The 18,376-nt window shown below is 67.5% G+C and carries 15 protein-coding genes; 5 read left to right on the top strand and 10 right to left on the bottom strand.

The features are described 5' to 3' along the window. Positions 1-226 precede the first annotated feature (226 nt). Positions 227-1,546 (bottom strand): helix-turn-helix transcriptional regulator, encoded by a 1,320-nt coding sequence (locus AB0M48_RS21630; protein ID WP_363844727.1) that lies wholly within the window; start codon positions 1,544-1,546, stop codon positions 227-229. A gap of 417 nt (positions 1,547-1,963) precedes the next feature. On the opposite strand from AB0M48_RS21630, the gene AB0M48_RS21625 reads away from it, so the two are divergent. From AB0M48_RS21625 to AB0M48_RS21615, 3 genes are all read left to right on the top strand, one after another. Beyond that, positions 1,964-2,710 carry a glycoside hydrolase family 16 protein gene (locus tag AB0M48_RS21625; RefSeq protein WP_363844724.1) on the top strand — a complete coding sequence of 249 codons (747 nt, stop codon included), beginning with the start codon at positions 1,964-1,966 and terminating at the stop codon, positions 2,708-2,710. Between the two features lie 147 nt (positions 2,711-2,857). Further along, positions 2,858-4,201, top strand: coding sequence for an SGNH/GDSL hydrolase family protein (locus tag AB0M48_RS21620; protein WP_363844721.1), 1,344 nt, complete (start codon positions 2,858-2,860; stop codon positions 4,199-4,201). 155 nt (positions 4,202-4,356) lie between these two features. Next, entirely contained in the window at positions 4,357-5,223 is an 867-nt protein-coding gene (locus AB0M48_RS21615; RefSeq protein WP_363844718.1) for a GNAT family N-acetyltransferase, read from the top strand. A 300-nt stretch (positions 5,224-5,523) separates the two neighbouring features. Here the strand turns inward: AB0M48_RS21615 and AB0M48_RS21610 are convergent, their stop codons facing one another. Both AB0M48_RS21610 and AB0M48_RS21605 read right to left on the bottom strand, forming a co-directional pair. After that, the gene (locus AB0M48_RS21610; protein WP_363844715.1) at positions 5,524-7,047 is read right to left on the bottom strand and encodes an RICIN domain-containing protein; all 1,524 of its coding nucleotides are present in this window, start codon (positions 7,045-7,047) and stop codon (positions 5,524-5,526) included. 88 nt (positions 7,048-7,135) lie between these two features. Continuing rightward, positions 7,136-7,501: an alpha/beta hydrolase gene (locus AB0M48_RS21605; RefSeq protein ID WP_363844712.1), complete on the bottom strand. Its 366-nt coding sequence runs from the start codon at positions 7,499-7,501 to the stop codon at positions 7,136-7,138. A gap of 28 nt (positions 7,502-7,529) precedes the next feature. On the opposite strand from AB0M48_RS21605, the gene AB0M48_RS21600 reads away from it, so the two are divergent. Beyond that, on the top strand, positions 7,530-7,754 hold the full coding sequence (locus AB0M48_RS21600) for a hypothetical protein (RefSeq protein ID WP_363844709.1): 225 nt from the start codon (positions 7,530-7,532) through the stop codon (positions 7,752-7,754). Positions 7,755-8,307: 553 nt separating this feature from the next. On the opposite strand, the gene AB0M48_RS21595 is transcribed toward AB0M48_RS21600, so the two are convergent. From AB0M48_RS21595 to AB0M48_RS21565, 7 genes are all read right to left on the bottom strand, one after another. Next, positions 8,308-9,348, bottom strand: a complete 1,041-nt coding sequence (locus tag AB0M48_RS21595) for a rhamnogalacturonan acetylesterase (protein WP_363844706.1) — start codon at positions 9,346-9,348, stop codon at positions 8,308-8,310. 11 nt (positions 9,349-9,359) lie between these two features. Beyond that, positions 9,360-10,370, bottom strand: coding sequence for a glycosyl hydrolase 53 family protein (locus AB0M48_RS21590; protein WP_363844703.1), 1,011 nt, complete (start codon positions 10,368-10,370; stop codon positions 9,360-9,362). A 20-nt stretch (positions 10,371-10,390) separates the two neighbouring features. Next, positions 10,391-11,701, bottom strand: a complete 1,311-nt coding sequence (locus tag AB0M48_RS21585) for a ricin-type beta-trefoil lectin domain protein (protein WP_363844700.1) — start codon at positions 11,699-11,701, stop codon at positions 10,391-10,393. 363 nt (positions 11,702-12,064) lie between these two features. Continuing rightward, positions 12,065-13,111 (bottom strand): LacI family DNA-binding transcriptional regulator, encoded by a 1,047-nt coding sequence (locus tag AB0M48_RS21580; protein WP_363844697.1) that lies wholly within the window; start codon positions 13,109-13,111, stop codon positions 12,065-12,067. Positions 13,112-13,137: 26 nt separating this feature from the next. Continuing rightward, on the bottom strand, positions 13,138-14,013 hold the full coding sequence (locus tag AB0M48_RS21575) for a carbohydrate ABC transporter permease (RefSeq protein ID WP_363844694.1): 876 nt from the start codon (positions 14,011-14,013) through the stop codon (positions 13,138-13,140). Continuing rightward, positions 14,010-14,921 (bottom strand): sugar ABC transporter permease, encoded by a 912-nt coding sequence (locus AB0M48_RS21570; RefSeq protein WP_363844691.1) that lies wholly within the window; start codon positions 14,919-14,921, stop codon positions 14,010-14,012. Before AB0M48_RS21570 ends, AB0M48_RS21575 begins: the two co-directional genes overlap by 4 nt. A gap of 3 nt (positions 14,922-14,924) precedes the next feature. Next, positions 14,925-16,214 (bottom strand): extracellular solute-binding protein, encoded by a 1,290-nt coding sequence (locus AB0M48_RS21565; protein ID WP_363844688.1) that lies wholly within the window; start codon positions 16,212-16,214, stop codon positions 14,925-14,927. Between the two features lie 151 nt (positions 16,215-16,365). Between AB0M48_RS21565 and AB0M48_RS21560 the strand changes: the two genes are divergently transcribed. After that, positions 16,366-18,375 (top strand): beta-galactosidase, encoded by a 2,010-nt coding sequence (locus AB0M48_RS21560; protein WP_363844685.1) that lies wholly within the window; start codon positions 16,366-16,368, stop codon positions 18,373-18,375. Position 18,376 lies beyond the last annotated feature (1 nt).

Here is an 18,376-nt window from a genome sequence, read left to right as displayed (position 1 = left end):
GGCGACAAGGGTCAATGTTATCGTTAACAGGTCCTCTGTCATCGAATTATTCGACGATGAGAGTTTCGAAACGTCTGTGAGCTGGCGATGTGGCGATCGGCCTGGCGGGAAACCGAGTCGAGACCGACGTCCATGTTAGCGATCACATGACGCAGGGTCGTGTGCCCCGCTCGATCAGTACTCGTGGAGATCAGGGTCCTGACTGCACAGGCAGAACACGCGGTCCTCAAACAATGTCGATCAGTTCTGCGAATCTGCTGCCCAGCCGGCTGCGGAGCCTGCTGAGCTCGTGGCGGATGGGGGTGGCCGGAGCCGATGCCGCCGCCGCTATCACCGGCCGTGCCAGCTCCACGGCGGCGTCGAGGTCGCCGCGGCACGCCTGGCTGTCGGCCAGGCGCAGGGTCAGCATGAGCCTGCTGCCGTGCATCCGGGCGGGTACGTTCGCCAGTGATGTCTCCGCGTACGTCACCGCGCGGTCGGCGATCACCGATCGGCCGGTGACCTCTGCCAGGTCGCGCAGGCCGCCGGCCAGGTGAGAGGCGATGTAGGTCACGCCCGCCGCTCCGGTCAGCCATGGCGCCTCGGTGCGGTCCCGGTCGTCGAACCGGTCGGCGGCACGTTGCGCGGCCCTCGACAACCTGGCGAATTCTCGATGATCACCGAGCATGGCGTGCGCGCGGGCCTGGTTCAGCTGAGCGTGCACGCCCGTCCACTGTCGGTTGGGGTCCACTGCGGCCGCGGCAACGCTGTGGTCGAGCGCGGTCGCCGCGTCGCCTTCGATCATGGCGAGCACGCCCATGCTGCTCAGCGCCTCACAGGCCGTCCCGGCGCCGCCGGAGGCCAGCGCCCACTCGACGCTGCGGTGCAGCCACGACATGGCGATTCCGTGCTGCCCTCGCTTCACCCTGAGCCATCCGGCCAGGTCGGCATACCTGGCGGCGAGTTGTAGCAGACCGTCCGCCTGGACGCCTCGCGCCATCGGAACCAGGGGCATGAGGGTGTGCAACGCCCGTTCGACAGGAACAGCCAGGTCACCGGCGACCTCGCTGACGTCGGCGTCGACGTAGGTCGTCAGCAGCGCGGCGAATCCGTGCAGCGTCTCGCTGCCCACGGTGAGCCCGTCCACGCCGGGCACCTCCGCGAGGCGACCGGGCACCAACGCTTCGCAACCGTCGATGCCGTGCGCAGGGCAGGTGACTCCGAACGCCGGCAACCGCACGTACCGCGTGAGCGAGAGCCGCGACTGCTCAACACCGCGCGGTGCGCGCGGCAGCGGGATCAAGCTTTCCCCGGTGGACGGGCCGGAGCACAGCCGTGAGCGGATCTTCGTCGCCACGGCGAACAGGGCGCCCCCCGCTGCCAGCAGGTCGTCGGCCTTGGCGGCGAACGCGATCCGCGGTAGCCGGGCGCCACTCTCGATCTTGGAGACGTAGGTGTGGTGATAGTCGAGGTGTGCGGCCAACTGGATCTGGGTGAGACCCGCCTGCTCACGCAGGCGGCGCAGTTCCTGTCCGAACTCGTTTCGGCCTGATCTCTCGCGCGTCATCGCCCGCCACCCCCGTGCCTCGTCCGGGCGCCGACGCGGAAGGCAGTTGTGGTCGCGTCCGCCGCTGTGAACGCTACGACGGCTCTGGTGGCGTTGTCAGCAGGATGGGCGGCGGACTGGAATTCGACAACATTTTTCGAATCGAATTCGACAATTCCTCGAACTTGTCGACGAAGCCATGAATATCGTCATCCCGCTCGTGAGGCCGTCCGCTTGACACTTTTTGACAGCAGCGTTCAGCATGCCTCTCCGCGCCTCTTCACGCTCCTACAGTGATCTTCGCCCCGCGGCGTGCTGTGAGGAGACGAAGCGATGAACAACGCCAGTGTGACCCGACGCTTCATCAGGTCAGCTGCGATCTGGCCACTGTTGGCCGCTGCTCTGGTCGGTGCTGCTCCGCCTGCCAATGCCGCCGACATGCCACCGAACCCGCTGCAGAAGCCGGGCTGGGTTCTCGACCGGCACGACGAGTTCAACGGCGCCCTCGACCACAACCTGTGGATCACCAACTACCTCGAGTCCCGCACACCGGAGTGGCGGTCGCGGGCGCGGTACGGATTCCGCAACAACGCGCTCGTACTGCGGATCGACGATGACCAGCCGACCTACTACGCCAACGGTGACCGGATGAAGGTCTCCAGCATCCAGACAGGACAACGGACCGGGCTGCACAAGTCCTCTCCCCAGGACCACGCGATCCCGACGATCTGGAAGTACGCGCCCAAGTACGGCTACTTCGAGATCAGGGGGAGGACCTCGGCGCGAAGCGGGCTGCACGCCGCGTTCTGGACGGTGGGCAAACAGGACACGCCGGCCCAGAGCGCCGAGATCGACGTCATGGAACACCCAGGACGAACTCCCCGGAACTTCAACTTCAACCTGTTCAAGTGGTCGGACCCGAACATCCCGCAGGTGACCCAGTCAGTCCCGGTGGGATTCGATCTTGCGGGCGGGATGCACATCTACGGCCTCGAGTGGACCCCCACCCAGATCAAGCTGTACGTCGACAATCGGTTGACGAGGACGGTCAACGCCTCGCCGGCCTACGCGTCGGGGTTCCTGCTGGGCATCTACGAGAACGCGGGGTGGACAGGATCGGTGGATCCCAACGACCCCAGGCCGAAGGAGTTCGTCGTGGACTACTTCCGCGCCTACCGCAGATAGGCATGCTGCCCCCTTCGACGAGCCGCCCGTACGTCGAAGGGGGGAGCAGCTCACCCAATGCCGCTCGCCGGCCACCTTCGGTGGGCCAGGCAGCCTTCAACGGCGGACCTGTGCCGCCACCTCGTGCACCTGGTCGGAGGGATCCCCATGCACTCAGATCTACGGCGAAATCGGGGATTCTTCCGGGCCACGGTTGTCGCCGCGGCGGTGGCGGCCGCCCTGGCCGTTCCTGCGGTGGAGGCCGCAACCAGCGTTCTCGTCGACGAGTCCTTCAGCACTCAGACGAACCCGGCCGACTTCGGGTTTCCTGTGGGAGCCTCGGTGACCGGCGGGGTCCTGAACCTCACCAAGGGAATGGGCAACTACACGACGTCGGTCAAGGTGTTCGGCGCTGCCATCGCCGGAGAGCGAACCCTCGATCTGACGTTCGACTGGAAGACAGCCGTCGCGAGCGACGCGCAGAAGACCGGCATCGAGTTGCGCGACAGCCAAGGAAGTCTCGTGTTCGCGCTCGCCGGCACCGCCGCGGAACTCCGGTACGGCCTGACCGGTCCGGCGTCCGGCTCGGCGTCCGCCCCGGATCTGCTCAACCCGGTGTGGACCAGGATCGCCTACGACCGCGCCAAGTGGTACACGGTGAACCTGCACCTCGACTTCACGCTCCAGCGAGTGCAGTACCTGATCGCCACCAAAGAGGTCGCCTCGACGGTCATGGCCTCCGGTACGGCGAGCGTGACCGGGAAGAACCTCGCGAAGTTCGTCGCCTGCAACTACTACGGAACCGGCGTGCAATCCGTCGACAACTTCCGCCTCACCGCTGCGGCGAACGCACCGGACGGACGGCTGAAGGGCAAGACGATGTACGCGTTCGGTGACAGCATCGTCCAAGGCCACAGCTACTCGCGCAGCTTCGTGAACCTCGCGGCCGAACGCGAGCAGATGAACCTCACCAAACACGCCGTCAACGGCGCGTCGATCGGTCCCGGCGACAAGCAGATCCTCACGCAGGTGCGGAATGCCGCGTCGCGGTCACCCGACTACGTCGCGTTCAACGGCGGCACGAACGACGCCGAACTCATTCACCACAACCGGTACCGTGTCGGCACGATGGCGCCGGGCTTCGACCCCGCCACGTTCGTCAGGTCCACCTACGCGGGCTCGCTCGAGACCACCCTCCACGCCATGCGGACCAAGTGGCCGGCCACTCGGATCGTTCATGTCACCGTCCACAAGCTCGGTTCGCGCGACTGGAACACGCAGCTCGCGATCCGTTCGGTGACTCTGCAGATCTGCGCCAAGTGGGGCATCACGATCGCAGACGTCTTCACCGACTCCACTTTGGACACCCGCAACGACGGCCAGCGGGTGGCCTACACCTTCAACGGCCTGGTCAACGGCTACCCCGGCACCGGCGGCACCGGCACCCATCCGAACCTCGCCGGAATGAGCTTCTACGTACCGGTCCTCACAGCCGCACTGATCGGGCATTGAAACAGCGAGCGGTTCGACACATCCCGGTTGGAAGCGATGATGTCCGAACTGTGCACGCCTCTGCCGCAACCGAGCGACAGGGCGTGTCCTGCCGACCTGACCGTCTGAGTAAAACCAGGTGTGGCCGGTCACCGCGATGATGTGAGATGCGCGACATGACGACCGTCCTGAACGAGCCCGGTGTCGATGAGCTGACGGGGGTCGTGGATGCCCTCCGCGTGTGGCAGGACGACCGCACGCCGCTGCAACTCCATCCGGGAGACCTCGGCTGGGCTTGGGCGCTGGGCGCGGAGAGGCTGGCCGCGGCCGTCCGCACCTGGAGTGTGGACGGACGGATCGTTGCCGTCGGATACCTGGACGACCCTGATGTGCTGCGCCTGACGACCGCGCCGGATCTGCGACAGGACGGTGATCTGGCGCGCCGGCTGCTCGCGGACCTCGATGATCCGGAGCGGGGGGTCCTGCCGGCCGGGAAGGTCGGCCTCGAGATCCCCAACGGCGCCTTGCTCCGTGAGGTCCTCTTGGAGGCGGGCTGGAGTCTGGACGAGCCGTGGACGCCGCTGCGCCACGACCTCGCCGAACCGGTGAAGGACTCCGGCCTGCGGATCGAGGTAGCCGGTCCGGAGACGGCGGGCGTGCGGACCGCGGTGCACCGCTCGGCGTTCGGCAGCCCGGCGTTCACCGAGGAGCGTTGGCACGTCCTCGCGGCCGGGCCGGTCTATGCCGACGCCCGCTGCCTGATCGGCTACGACGACCAGGACAACGCGGTGGCCGCGGCGACGGTCTGGTCGGCCGGGTCCGGCAAGCCCGGCCTGCTGGAGCCAGTGGGCGTGCACGCCGACCACCGCGGCCGCGGCTACGGGACGGCGATCAGCGTCGCCGCTGCGGCGGCGCTGCGTGAACTGGGTGCGTCAAGCGCACTCGTCAGCACCCCGACCTCGAATGCTGCCGCCGTTGCCGCCTACAGGGCGGCTGGATACGAGCCGTCGTCCGAACGGCTGGACGTCAGTCGAGCCGTCTGAAGATGACCGATGCGGCTTGGGCGCGGACCCTGCCCCTGTAGCCGCGCTCCAGCAGGCGTCGTGGCCGGCGGCGGGATCCGCCGGAGCGGTATGGCCGTGGAAGACCTGCCAGAGCGGTTGAGCCCGTGGACGGCGGATGGGATCTGAGATCGGATCCTCACGCAGGTTCAGGCGGACGAAGACGCGGTCCTCCGGTGCGGTGGTGAGCGGCGGTTCATGGCTGGGCGCAGGGCCGCCCGGACGCGGGACTCGGTGGTGCCGCGCTGCCTGGTCGACGGCGCGGCACCACCACAGGGCGGCTCAGCCCCAGCGCTGCAGCAGCCGGTCGTACTCGGCCTGGGTGACCGGCAGAACGGTGCCGTGACGTGGCCGGCCGGGCATGGTGTAGCTGGAAACGGGCGTCCACTGACGGGTGTTGAGGTCGGTGGTGTTGAACGGGACGTAGCCGCGACCGCCGTACTCGTCGATGAACATGTACCAGCGATCTTCGGTGTTCGACTTGAAGACCAGCGGTCCTTCGCCCTGCCTGATCGCGTTGTTGCCGATGCAGTCGGTGACGAACGAGTAGTCGCGGTTGAGGATCGTCGCGGATTTCTCCGCGAGGACGAACTTGCCGCACGGAGACTGCGACGACCCCCGCTCGTCCTTCGTGAAGCGGTAGTAGCTGCCGTTGTGCTTGGCGAGGGTCGAGTCGATGGTCGAGTAGCCCTTGTCGACCCAGACCTGTGCGGCGCTGAAGGTGCGGAAGTCGGACGTCGTGGCGTACATCATCCGGTTGTAGGTGTTACCGGTGTGGTTCGGATCGTTGGGTGAGTACAGCTTCGAGGCCCAGAACACGACGAACTGACCGAGGGATTCGTCGTAGTACGCCTCAGGGGCCCATGTGTTGCCGGCGGTGTCCGGTGAGACCCGCGCCAGCCGCGGCGCGCTCCAGTTCACCAGGTCGGCCGACTCCCAGACCACGAGGGACTTGCTGCCGGTCCGCTGCACCTGGTCCCAGTTGCCGTTGCCGTACATCCGCAGGTCGGTGGCGATCTGGTAGAACTTGCCGCCCTGCGGTGAGCGGATGATGAACGGATCGCGCACGCCGCGGGTGCCGATGGCCGAGGTCAGCACCGGTCGTCCGCTGTTGAGCTGCCGCCATCGCGTCGGGTCGTTTCCCTGGCTGAGTGCGAAGTAGACCTGTTCACCGGTGGAGGACCCCTCGCCGGTGAAGTAGCTGAACAGGTAGCCGGCGTACTTCGGTGACGGCGCCGCACCGACCCGGACGAGCTGCCACTGCTGGTTGAGGGCACCGGTGTCGGTGTGCTGGGAGATCCGCGCACCGTCCGCAGTGGACTGGTCCAGCACGTCGAGTGCCTTGCCGCTGTTGCGGTTGATGAGCTTGACATACCCGCTGCCGGTGTCGGTGACCCGGAACTGCTGATTGGTGCCACCGTTGTCGATCCACTGGACGACGTTCGCGCCGTCCGCGGTGGACGCCGAGGCGACGTCCACCACCTTGCCGCTGTGGCGGGCGCGGAGTTTGCGGTAGCCGCTACCGGCGTCGACGAACTGGAACTGCTGGCCGGCCGCGTCGGCGCGGGTTCGCTGCTCGACGACGGCGCCGTCGGTGGCCGACTGGTCTGCGACGGTCATGGCCTTACCGCTGTGCCGAGCCACGATCTGGTAGTAGGCCGCCGGGTCGATCACCGCGGCCTGTGCCGGCAGTCCCGCGACCAGTGCCGCGGCGCCGCTCGCGATCAGCGCACCGACGAGAACGAGTGAGGTGCGGCGCCTGTGCCGAGGTCGCGGTGAGGCATTTTCGTGGGAAGACTGCGTCATCGAGCGCGTCCAATGTGGTTGCGAAGGGGTGTCGGCGTTCAGACGGGGCACCGCCCGAGCGGTGCCCCGTCAGGTCTCTGTCTGCTTGTCAGCCCAGTTGGGCTTCCCACCTGGTCTTGGAGCCGGACGCGTCGGCCGGGAGGCGGTCCCGTGCGGCGGTGTCGCCGTACATGGTCCAGCGGGCCCAGTCGACGACGGTCCTGGGGAAGCGCTGGTCGCTCCAGAAGCTGGTGTGGCTGCCGCCGACGAAGGTGAGGAACGCCTTGGGCCACCTCATCTCCGTGTAGGCCTGCCGGGCCGAGGAGTACGACGTGGTCGAGTCCTTGTCGCCGTGGACGAACAGGACCTTGGCGGAGACCGACGAGGCGGGGTTGCCCATGTCCACACAGGACTGCGGGTTGGCGGAGATGATCCGGCTGTCGGCCCAGCGGGTCAGCAGGCCGTGGGTGACCATGCCGCCCAGGGAGTGGCCGGAGACGCCGATGCCGATACCGGTGTTGATGCGCCCGGCCAGCGGACCGCTCGCGTTGAGCGCGAGGGTGTTGGTGAGGACCTGCGAGACGTCCTTGGAGGTGTTGCCGTTGTTGACGTCGTCGAAGTTGTGGTTGAAATGCGGGGCGGGGACGACGAAGCCCGCCGAGGCCAGCGCCCGGATGATGAACAGGGAGTTCTGCGGGCTGCTGCCGAAGCCGTGGGTGAAGTTGTAGACGGGGAAGACACGGTGGCGGCAGGGGCGTTCGTCACCGGGTTGCCGCCGGCGGTGCCGGTGGCCGGGTAGTAGACGTAGGTGTTGATCCGGCGGCTGCCACGCGTCCAGCTGTACTGGCGCACACCGACGGCGAACGGCGTGGTCGGCGCGGTCCCCAAAGACCAGGCGGGGGCGGCACTGGCCAGGCCGGTGCCGAAGAGCGTCGCGCTACCCGCGGTCGCCGCGGCGACCGTGCTCAGCCTCAGGAAAGAACGTCGTTGCATCGACACGATGACTCCTTGCAGCGGTGGTGAGGTGTGCGGAGCTGGCGGCGAGCGACTTGGCCGCGGTCAGACGAGCCGGGTCGGCGCCGGCGGCCCGCTTGACCGCCGGTTTCAGCGGACGTGGATGTTCGATTGCGGCAGCGCGCTCATGCCGTTGCCGAGGAAGGAACCTCGCATGTGGCGGCAGGACGACTTCCTCGCGCCAGTCGCCGGCGAGCGGTGTGGCGCCGGCGGTGCAAAGGCATGGGTGCCTCCGACAGGTGACTTGAAAAGTCGGACGCGCCTGGTTCAGCGCAGGTAGCCGGTCAGCGGCAGGTTGAGCTCCCGGACGCCCTGCACGACGAGGTTCGCCATCTCCGCGCCGCCGCGCTCGGAGAAGTGGGTGTTGTCGCCGGTTTCCCTGGTGAGGTACAGCGCTTGGGGTGCCGACGGCCCCATCGACTCGACGAGGGCCTTGCTCTTGGCGGTCAGGTCGATGACCGGCACGGTGGCGCTGCGGCCGAGCGACCGCATCTCGGCAGGCAGGTCCACGCCCTTGCCGTTGACGTGCAACGCGGTCCCGGTGAGCTTGCTGCCGCTGAACTGCCTGCGCACCGGGGGCGTCACCAGCACAGGAACGCCGCCGCGCTCGCGTACACCGTTGATCAACCGCGTGAGGTTGTCGCGGAAGGCCGTCGCGGTGGTCTGCTTGTCGTTGTGACCGAACTGGATGAACACCAGGTCCTTGCTCTTGATCAGCGGCTTCATCGTCGGGAACAGCGCGCGGTTGGACAGGAAGCTGCCGGAGCTCTCCCCGGAGTCGCCGTAGTTCGCGATCACGGCACCTTCGCGAACCCTCACCGGCAGGAACTGGCCCCAGCCGGCGTACGGCACGGTGGGCTGGTCGCAGGTGGTCGAGTCGCCCGCGACGTAGACCGCCAGCGGGGCCTTGGCCGGTGTGACGGTCAGCGTGCCGATCGCGGGCGCGCTGCCGCTGAACGTGATCTGCAGGCCCGGTGTGCCGGTGCCGCCCTGTCCGGTGGGCTGCCCTTCCGGGTTGCGGACGTTGACCGTGGCCGTGGTGCGGACGACCTGTCCCGCGGCCGTGGAAACGGCGTTGAGGACCTGCCTGCGGGCTTCCACCGACATCGAGGTGTTGGCGGCTTTGGTGGTGCTGCCGAGTTCCACGGTGACGTCGTAGTTGCCGGGTGCGACGTTGAAACTGCACTTGATCGGCGCGGTGCCGGAACACTGTGGCGGCACTGCCGCAGCTCCCGCCACGGCGGGAACAGGGGCCAGCACGGCCACGTTCAGCGCGGCCGCGAGGAGCGCGAGACGCTTGAGAGACATCGACTCTCCAGTCATGCGTTGAGGAAGCCGTCCATGGCAGCGGTGGGACGGCGGTCGCTGGTCCAGGCGGTCATGTCGTAGCCGGTGAACGGCGAGTAGCCGGCCGGTTCCCAGAAGAACGTGCCGAGCCCGCCGAACCCCTTGGTGCCGGTGATGAACTGACGCAGCCCGTCGCGGACCTGGTTGGCCTTGCCGACCGGTCCTCCGTACTCGACGTGCATGACCGGCTTGCCGTAGGTGGACTGGATGGTCCGCATGCTGCCGAGAACGGGCGCCACGTTGCCGCCCTGGGCGTAGGAGGACAGCGCGGTGATGTCCCACTTGCCGCCGTTGCCGCGGTAGGCGTTGAAGAACCGCTGGATGCTGTCCATCTTCTGCGGCTGGGCCAGGTGCACCATGACCGGCGTGGCCGGGAAGACCTGTTTGGACACGTCGTAGGCGGCGTTGAGCAGTCCGGTCATCTGCGACGGTTTGCTGACGCTGCCGACGGGGGAGCAGATGCCGCTGTTCTGCTCGTTGCCGATCTTCACCCATCCTGGGGTGACACCGCTGGCCTTGAGAAACTTCAACGAGTCGTCGACGTACTTGCGCAACGCGTCCCGCATCTGCGCGTAGCTCATGTTCGCCCACGCTTTGGGCGGCTTCTGCACGCCGACGGAGTTCCACGTGTCACCGAAGTGGAAGCCGAGCAACACCTCCATTCCCGCGTCACGGCAACGTTGTGCCATCTTCACGGTTTCGTGGATGCTGCAATGGCCGTCGGTGGGGCTGTTGGACGGGTTCACCCAGGTGCGCAGGCTGATCGCGGTGAGGCCGTAGCCCTTGAGGATGGTGAACAGGTCCTGCCGCACGCCGGACTTGTTGAGCCAGTAGTGGCCGTTGGCTTCCATCTGCGGCATCCAGCTGATGTCCGCGCCCTTGACGTACGTCGCGGCGGACGCCGGGGGAGCCGTGCCCAGCGCGAGGGCACCTGCTCCGGCGGCCGCGCCGATCATCAGGCTGCGGCGGGAGATTCCGGTCATGACAATGGGTCCTTCCGCTGTCAGGAGCGCTTGGTCCAGGTCTGACTGGAGCCGCCCGTGCAGGTGTTGACGACGACCGGCGCGTTGTCGGCGGTGCCGCCGGTGTCGAGGCACCCTGCGGACGCCGCGTTGGTCACCGTGCCGTCGGTGCCGGCAGTCCACTTTTGACCGGCTCCGCCGTTGCACGAGTTGATCGTCACCCGAGCGCCCTGCCCGGATGCGTCCATGCACTTCGAGTTGTCGTAGATCCGCAGCTCGCCCGCTGCCGTCCGGGTCCAGTGCTGGTTGGCCGCGCTGTTGCAGGTCCAGACGATCAGGCCGGTGCCGTTGGTCTGGACCCGGCCCGGTACGTCGACGCACTTGCCGGAGGCGGAGTTCGCCAGGCTGAAGGTGGTGCCGGGGGCGTCCGGCAGGAGCGGACAGCTGTTGCGGTACGACCTGATACCGGTCCAGTCCTGCAGCGGGCACAGGAACTGCGTGTAGCGCGTGTCCTGGTCGATGAAGATCTTCATCCAGGGGATGACCTTGCGCGTCACCACGGAGTTGCTCGAGGTCGGGAAGCCGTGCCCGGCGCCGGTGAGCTCGAGGTACGCCTTCTCGGTCGGGGCCGGGATGTTGTTGTGGAGGGTCGTGATGCTCGCCGGAGTGCTCGTCCCGTCGTTCTGCCCTGCCAGCAGCATGGTGGGGACCTGCATGCCCGTCGTGGTCTGCGAAGGGCTGTACGGCGCCAGTCCGATGGCCGCCTTCAGCGTCGGCCGGCGCAGGGCAGCCGAGATGGTTCCGCCACCGCCCATCGAGTGGCCCATCACCGCGAGGCGGTGTGGATCGACCTTGGTGCGCACCGAGCTGCGCTGGGTCAGGTAGTCCAGCGCCGCCAGCAGCTGGGTACCCCGTGCGACGTCGAAGTCGTTGCGGTTGATGGTGTCGATGCCGATGACGACGAAACCGAACGAGGCCAGCCAGCGTCCCATCCAGGCGCCTTCGGCTGCCCAGGTGGCGGTGTAGCCGGGCGAGACCGCGACGGCGCCGAACGTGCCCTGGCTGGTGTCGGTGGGGTAGTAGATCTTCGCGGCACCGAAGCCGTTCCCCCCGCCCACGCTCGTCTCCGCGGTGGCGAAGGTGCCGCGGTTCGCCGAGATGCTCGCCTGGGTGGGATTCGGCCCGCGCTGGTGAGGATTGTCGGCGGCGGACGCCGATCCCGAGACCACAGTGGACGCGAGAAGGCCGAGGGCGGCCGCGCACGCGATCGCTGCTCCTCGCAACGGTCCGCTGAGGTGGCCACTTCCTCGCTGGACGGGCGGCTCCGGTGAGGACAGCTGGATCTGGGACATGCTGAAGCACCTCTTCTTCGACAGGGCGGTGAAGAGAAGTCGGAACAGGGTCGATGTGGGTTCAGGGCGTCCAGCGGATGCCGGACAGCCGCCCGTTGCGGGCGCCGCTTTCCACCCGTGCGGTGTGCAGTGAGACGGCCTCCTTCATCCGGCGCATGCCATACGCGGTCATTCGATCTCCTTTGATCGAGTGAGGCAGGCTCAGTGTGCTTTGTCTGTGAACGTGCACAGTATTTGCGAGATGCAGGATTAGCTCTGATAGAACCGTATGTAAGTGATCATTTCAAGGGTGGTGCACTGAAATCCTGTGAACGTGCACAGTCTCGACGAAATTCGACCGCAGATTCGACCACACTGGTTGAATCAGGCTGATTCGCGGACGACGAGCTCGGTCGGAAGGATCACCGTGGCCGGCCCTTCACCGTCGATCTGGGACAGCAGCTGGCGCACCATCATCTCGCTGATGCGATTCCACGGCTGCCGGATGGTGGTCAGCGGGGGACGTGCAGCGGTTGCGACCGGTGAGTCGTCGAAGCCGCCGACAGCGATGTCATCGGGCACGCGCAGGCCCGCCCGTTCGATCGCCGCCAGCGCGCCGTCGGCCATCAGATCCGACGCCACGAAGACCGCGTCGACGTCCGGTGCACTGGTCAGAAGTTGCTGCATGCAGGCCTCACCGCTGGCCCGGCTGTAGTCGCCGACGGCCACCAGCCGCTTGTCGTGGGCGATGCCGTGCTCGGCGAGCATTTCGCGGTAGCCGTCGAGCCGTTCCAGACCTCCGGGCGTGTCCCGAGGGCCGGCGATGGTCGCGACGCGTTTGCGGCCGGATTCGAGCAGGTAGCGCACCATGGCCCTGGCACCCTCGCGGTCGTCGGCCGCCACGTAGGACACCGCGTCACGCTCACCGAGCGGCTTGCCGCAGCACACGAACGGCAGGTTGGCCTGGCGCAGGTGCTCGATCATCGGGTTGCCGCGGTGCGAGGAGACCAGCAGCACGCCGTCGACGTGATGCGCCGACAGGAACGGGGCGATGCGGCGGCGTTCGGCCTCGGTGCCCGCGGTGATCAGGATGAGCGGCAGGTCGTGCTCGGCCAGTGCGGCAGTGCAGCCCCGCAGCAGAGTGGTGAAGTTGGGGTCCTCGAAGAACCGCTCCTGCGGCTCTGACAAGAGGAACGCCACCGAACCCGCGCGCTGGGTCACCAGACTGCGGGCCGCCCGGTTCACCACGTAACCCAGCTTGCGGATCGCGGCGTGGACCGCCTCCTGCGAGGCCGGACTGACGTTGTGCCCACCCTGCAGAACGCGGGAGACGGTGCCACGCGACACGCCGGCGTGCGCGGCGACGTCGAGAATCGTCGGCGGCCGCTTCGTTCGCGGGCGCGCTCGCCGTTGTGGCGCGGTGTCCGTCATCTGTCCTCATCCGCTGTGACCGGTGGTCACGACTTTACGGCCCCCGTCAGCAGGTCGACGCGCCAGTAGCGCTGCAACCCGAGGAACAACGCGATCAGGGGAATGATGGACAGCAACGCACCGGTGATCACGAGGGTGTAGAGCGCCGGTTTGCTGGCGCCCTGCTGGAGCAGGCTGTAGAGACCGACGGTGACCGGGAAGGTCTCGTCGTCGGCGAGCATCACGTAGGGCAGCAGGAAGTTGTTCCAGATCGCGACGAACTGGAACAGGAAGATCGTCACCAGGCCCGGCCGCATCATCGGGAGCGCGATCGAGGTGAAGAGCCGCAGATCGCGAGCGCCGTCCACGCGTGCTGCTTCCAGCACCTCGTCGGGCACCGCCGCGCCCGCGTAGACGCGGGCGAGGTAGATGCCGTACGGGCTCAGGACGCTGGGAAGCAGCACGGACCAGTAGGACCCGGCCAGGTCGACCTCCGCCAGCAGCAGGTACTGCGGCACGGCCAGGGCGATCGGCGGCATCAGCACCCCGGCCAGGATCACGGTGAAGATCACGCTCCGGCCGGGGAAGGAGTACTTGGCCAGGGCGTACCCGCTCAGTGCGGACACCGCTGCGGACAGCAGGGCGCCCACGCCGGCGTACAGCCCCGAGTTGAGCATCCACAGCCAGTACACCCCGTCGCGGTAGGCCGTCAGCTCGGAGAGGTTGGCCCAGAGCCCGCTGCCGGGCAGGAAGGTGAACGTGCTGAACAGCTCGCTGCGGCCCTTGGTGGCGGCCATCACCACCCACAGCACGGGAACCAGGCAGTAGATCGCTCCCAGCAGGAGCAGGAACGACGGCAGCCACGAGGTACGGCGTGCCGGCGTGGACGGCTTCACCCGCGGCCCGACCCGCGGAGCGCTCATGGTGTGCGCTCCGCGGTACGCCTGTTGACCACCTTGAGGAAGCCGAACGACAGCGCCAGCGTCACCACCGCGATCACCACCGCTGTGGCGGCGGCCGAGTGCATACCGCCCTGGATGAAGGCGTCCCGGTAGACCTTCATGTACGGGCTCCAGGTCGAGCTCAGCGAGTTGGTCAGCGGACGCAGCGTCATCGGCTCGGCGAAGACCTGCAGCGTCGCGATGGTGGAGAAGAAGAAGGTGAGCACGAGCGAGGGCATGACCAGCGGGATCTTGATGCGCATCGCGATCTGCGTCTCCGAGCAGCCGTCCAGCCGCGCGGACTCGTACAGCTCTGGCGGGATGGCGCGCAAGGACGTGTAGATGACGATCATGTTGAACCCCGTGCCTCCCCACACCGCGATGTTCGTCAGCGCCAGGAACAGCCAGTCGCCCTGCAACAGGTCCGGTCCGCTCCAGCCCACCGCCCTGAGCAGGAAGTAACCGGGGCTGACACTCGGCAGGTAAAGAAAGCCCCACAGCAGTGACGCGATGATGCCGGGCACCGCGTAGGGCAGGAAGATGGCCAGCCGCGAGAACGCACTGAACCGCGTCCGCGGCAGGTCCAGCAGGAGCGCGAACAGCAGCGCCAGCCCGAGCATCACGGGCACGAGCATCGCCCCGTAGCGCAGTACCCGGCCCGCACCCGCCAGCAGTTCGGGGTCGGACAGAGCGGCGGTGAAGTTGTCCAGACCCACCCAGACCTCTTCACGCGCGTTCCTGCCGAGCCCCAGCCCTCTCACCTGGACCGAGTGCAGGCTCAGATGAAGGGCGTGACCGATCGGCAGCGCGAAGAAAAGTCCGAAAAGGATGATCGCAGGAGCGAGGAAGCCGTAGGGCGCGAGCCGTCTGCCGTTGCGGGTGGACGCCATGGATCAGCCCTCGACCTTGAAGCCGTTCTTCTTCATGTCCGCGACGGTGGCGTCCTGCACGGCCTTGAGCGCCGCGGGGAACGGCGACTTCTCCGTGGCGGCCTTGCCGAAAGCGTCCTTGAACGTGCCGTAGGCGACGTTGACGTTCGGCCCCCAGCTCGCCGCGGCGGTGCCCTTCGCGAGTTCGGCGGCCTGCTGGTGGAAATCGGGCTGGTTGGGGAAGAACTCCGGCGTGGCCGATGCCCCGCTCGTCTGCGCGGCGGTGGCGGCGGGGTAGACGCCGGCCTCCTTCACCAGAGCCGCTACGGCTTTGGGGTCCGTGTTGAGCCAGGTGGCGAACTCGGCGGCGGCCTTCGCGCGGCCGTTCTTCGCCGCTTTGGCGGTGATACCGGTGGTGGAGCCGCCCCAGCTGCCGGTCGTGTTCGAGCCCGCGCTCCACTGCGGCAGCGGAGCCATCCGCCACTTCCCCTTGGTGTCCGGCGCGCTGGTGACCAGCACGCCCGGTGCCCAGACCGCGCTCACCCAGGCGATCTGCGTGCCGTCGTTGAGAGCCTTGTTCCAGGCGGGCGTGTACATCGGCTGGTTGTCGATCACGCCCTCCGCCACCAGATCGCCCCAGAACGTGGCGACCTTGCGGGACGCCTCGGCATCGATGGCGACCTTCCAGGTGTCACCGGAGGCCGACCACCAGGTCGCTCCCGCCTGCTGGGTCAGCCCGGCGAACAGTCCGGCGTCATTGCTGGAGAAGGTGGTCAGCACGCGGTTCGGGTCCTTCTGCCTGACCTGCCGCGCGACGTCCGCGAACTCCGTCCACGTGGTGGGCACCTTGAGTCCGAGCTGCGTGAAGAGGTCCTCGCGGTAGTAGAACGCGAGTGGAGCCGTGTCCTGCGGGATCCCGTAGACCGCCGAGTCGAGGGTGACCTGTTTCCACACGTTCTCGGCGAACTCGTCCTTCACCGCACCCGCGAACTCCGTGATGTCGGCGAGCACGTCGTTGGACACCAGCGTCGGGATCATCTGGTACTCCGCCTGGACCAGATCCGGCCCGTCACCTGCCTTCGCCGCAGTGATGACCTTGGTGACGAGCTCGTCACCGCCTCCCTGTTCCTGCACGGTGACCTTGATGTCGGGATGGTCGGCGTTCCAGATGTCCGCGACCTTCTGCAGGCTCGCCCAGGACCACATGGTCAGCTCGACCGGGCCGTCGGCCGAAGGGGTTCCTCCGCCGCTGCACGCGGCGAGCGTCAGCGAGCCGATGAGTGCGATGGCACTGAGGGTGGTGCGGCGCTGCATCCGTTCCTCCGGTGTCAGGTGGGAGGTGCTGGACTGTGCACGTTCACAGTAGTGATGCAGCCTCGACATGTTCAATAGGTGAAATGTACGGTTGTAGAGGAAAGATCGGCGGAGAATTCACTGTGCACGATCACAGAGATGAGGTCCGTGGATGAAACGGCTGCGCTGGCCGGCTGGGCTCGACACGCTCGCGTACGGCGGCGACTACACCCCCGAACAGTGGCCGAAACCGGTGTGGCAGGAGGACGTGCGCCTCATGCGCGAGGCCGGTGTGACGATGGTCAGCGTGGGAATCTTCGCCTGGGCACTGCTGGAGCCGGAGCCCGGCCAGTACGAGTTCGGATGGCTGGACCACCTGCTGGACCTGTTGCACGACAACGGTGTTCGCGTCGACCTCGCCACCCCGACGGTCGTGCCGCCCGCGTGGTTCTACGAGCGTCATCCCGAAGCGCTGCCGGTGAACCGCGAGGGCGTGCGCTACGCGTTCGGAAGCCGGGGCGCGATCTGTCACAGCTCATCGGACTACCGGCGGGCCGCCGTCTCGATCACCGAGCAACTGGGCCGCCGCTACGGCGAACACCCCGCCGTGGCGTTGTGGCACGTCCACAACGAGTACGGCGCACCGGTGAGCGCCTGTTACTGCGAAACCTCCGCTGCTGCGTTCCGCACCTGGCTGGCCGGCCGGTACACCACGGTCAAGGAGCTCAACGAGGCGTGGGGCGCCACGTTCTGGGGCCAGAACTACAACTCCTGGGAACAGGTTCAGCCACCGCGCCTCACCCCGACCGTGGGCAACCCGGCCCAGCAACTGGACTGGGTGAGGTTCACCAGCGACGCCCTGATGGAGAGCTTCAAGCGGGAACGGGACGTGCTGCACTCCCTGTCGCCCGGCATCCCGGTGACCACGAACTTCCACGCGGGGCTGGCCCAGTGCGACTCGCTGGACTACTGGGCCTGGGCGCAGGAGGTCGACCTCGTCACCAACGACCACTACCTGACCGCTGAGGCCGACCGCAACCACGTCACCCTCGCGATGACCGCCGACCTCACGCGTTCGCTGGCCGGCGGGCGGCCGTGGCTCTTGCTCGAGCACTCCACGAGCGCGGTGTCCTGGCAGCCCCGCAACATCGCCAAGCAGCCGGGGGAGATGTCGCGCAACAGCCTCGCGCACGTCGCTCGCGGCTCGGACGGCGCGATGTTCTTCCAGTGGCGCAATTCCCGCTTCGGCGCCGAGAAGTTCCACTCGGCCATGCTTCCCCAGGCAGGCATCGACAGCAGGATCTGGCGCGAGGTCGTGCGGCTGGGCCAGGACCTCGACGCGATCAGCCCCGTTCGCGGCAGCCGCGTCGTGTCGGACGTGGCGATGCTGTGGGACTGGCAGTCCTGGTGGGCACAACGGCTCGAGTGGCGGCCGAGTGTCGACCTCGACGCCCGCGAGCGAGCAGAAGCCTGGTACGCCGCAGCGTACGACCAGCACCTCACCGTGGACTTCGCGCACCCGGAAGCGGACCTGAGCGGCTACCCCCTGGTCGTCGTGCCGGCCCTGTACGCGATGACGGAGGCCGCAGGAACCAACCTTCGCCGCTACGCGGAGGACGGCGGCACCCTCGTCGTGTCCTGCTTCTCCGGAATCGTGGACGAACGAGACACCTTTCACCTCGGCCCCCACCCCGGCGCGTTGCGCGACGTGCTGGGCCTGACGGTCGAGGAGTTCACACCCCTGCCCGCCGGCGACCGGGTTCGACTGGACAACGACACGACAGGCGACGTGTGGTCCGAAGTCGTGACCCTCCGCGGCGCCGAGCGCATCTGGTCCTATCTGGACGGTCCGGCGGCAGGCCTTCCCGCCGTCACCCGGCACGCCTGTGGAAGCGGTAGTGCCTGGTACGTCTCCACGTGCCTGGCCGCCGACGGCCTCGACGCCGTCCTGCGCGCCGTGATCGCGCCCACCACGCTCACTCCGCGCGACCTGCCTCGCGATGTCGAGGTGGTCGAGCGCGCCGGATCGGAGGGGCGATACCTGTTCGCGATCAACCACACCGATGACGAAGCCAAGATCGACATCGGCGGGCCCGGCATGGAGTTGATCACAGGCGATGACGTCGTGGGCAGTCTGCACGTGCCCGCGGGCGGAGTCCGCGTCTTCTTCCGATCGTGGTGAG

The organism is Lentzea sp. NPDC051208 (assembly GCF_040682435.1).
Lineage (GTDB): Bacteria > Actinomycetota > Actinomycetes > Mycobacteriales > Pseudonocardiaceae > Lentzea > Lentzea kristufekii.
This window is presented reverse-complemented; position numbering and strand designations above follow the sequence as displayed.

Bases quoted from the DNA above. Each gene is read 5' to 3' on its own strand.
- AB0M48_RS21615 (WP_363844718.1), top strand. From the start codon at position 4,357: ATGACGACCGTCCTGAACGAGCCCGGTGTCGATGAGCTGACGGGGGTC.
- AB0M48_RS21590 (WP_363844703.1), bottom strand. From the start codon at position 10,370: ATGACCGGAATCTCCCGCCGCAGCCTGATGATCGGCGCGGCCGCCGGA.
- AB0M48_RS21585 (WP_363844700.1), bottom strand. From the start codon at position 11,701: ATGTCCCAGATCCAGCTGTCCTCACCGGAGCCGCCCGTCCAGCGAGGA.
- AB0M48_RS21620 (WP_363844721.1), top strand. From the start codon at position 2,858: ATGCACTCAGATCTACGGCGAAATCGGGGATTCTTCCGGGCCACGGTT.
- AB0M48_RS21605 (WP_363844712.1), bottom strand. From the start codon at position 7,501: ATGGTCACCCACGGCCTGCTGACCCGCTGGGCCGACAGCCGGATCATC.
- AB0M48_RS21565 (WP_363844688.1), bottom strand. From the start codon at position 16,214: ATGCAGCGCCGCACCACCCTCAGTGCCATCGCACTCATCGGCTCGCTG.
- AB0M48_RS21575 (WP_363844694.1), bottom strand. From the start codon at position 14,013: ATGAGCGCTCCGCGGGTCGGGCCGCGGGTGAAGCCGTCCACGCCGGCA.
- AB0M48_RS21610 (WP_363844715.1), bottom strand. From the start codon at position 7,047: ATGACGCAGTCTTCCCACGAAAATGCCTCACCGCGACCTCGGCACAGG.
- AB0M48_RS21570 (WP_363844691.1), bottom strand. From the start codon at position 14,921: ATGGCGTCCACCCGCAACGGCAGACGGCTCGCGCCCTACGGCTTCCTC.
- AB0M48_RS21600 (WP_363844709.1), top strand. From the start codon at position 7,530: ATGCCGATACCGGTGTTGATGCGCCCGGCCAGCGGACCGCTCGCGTTG.
- AB0M48_RS21595 (WP_363844706.1), bottom strand. From the start codon at position 9,348: ATGTCTCTCAAGCGTCTCGCGCTCCTCGCGGCCGCGCTGAACGTGGCC.
- AB0M48_RS21560 (WP_363844685.1), top strand. From the start codon at position 16,366: ATGAAACGGCTGCGCTGGCCGGCTGGGCTCGACACGCTCGCGTACGGC.
- AB0M48_RS21630 (WP_363844727.1), bottom strand. From the start codon at position 1,546: ATGACGCGCGAGAGATCAGGCCGAAACGAGTTCGGACAGGAACTGCGC.
- AB0M48_RS21625 (WP_363844724.1), top strand. From the start codon at position 1,964: ATGCCACCGAACCCGCTGCAGAAGCCGGGCTGGGTTCTCGACCGGCAC.
- AB0M48_RS21580 (WP_363844697.1), bottom strand. From the start codon at position 13,111: ATGACGGACACCGCGCCACAACGGCGAGCGCGCCCGCGAACGAAGCGG.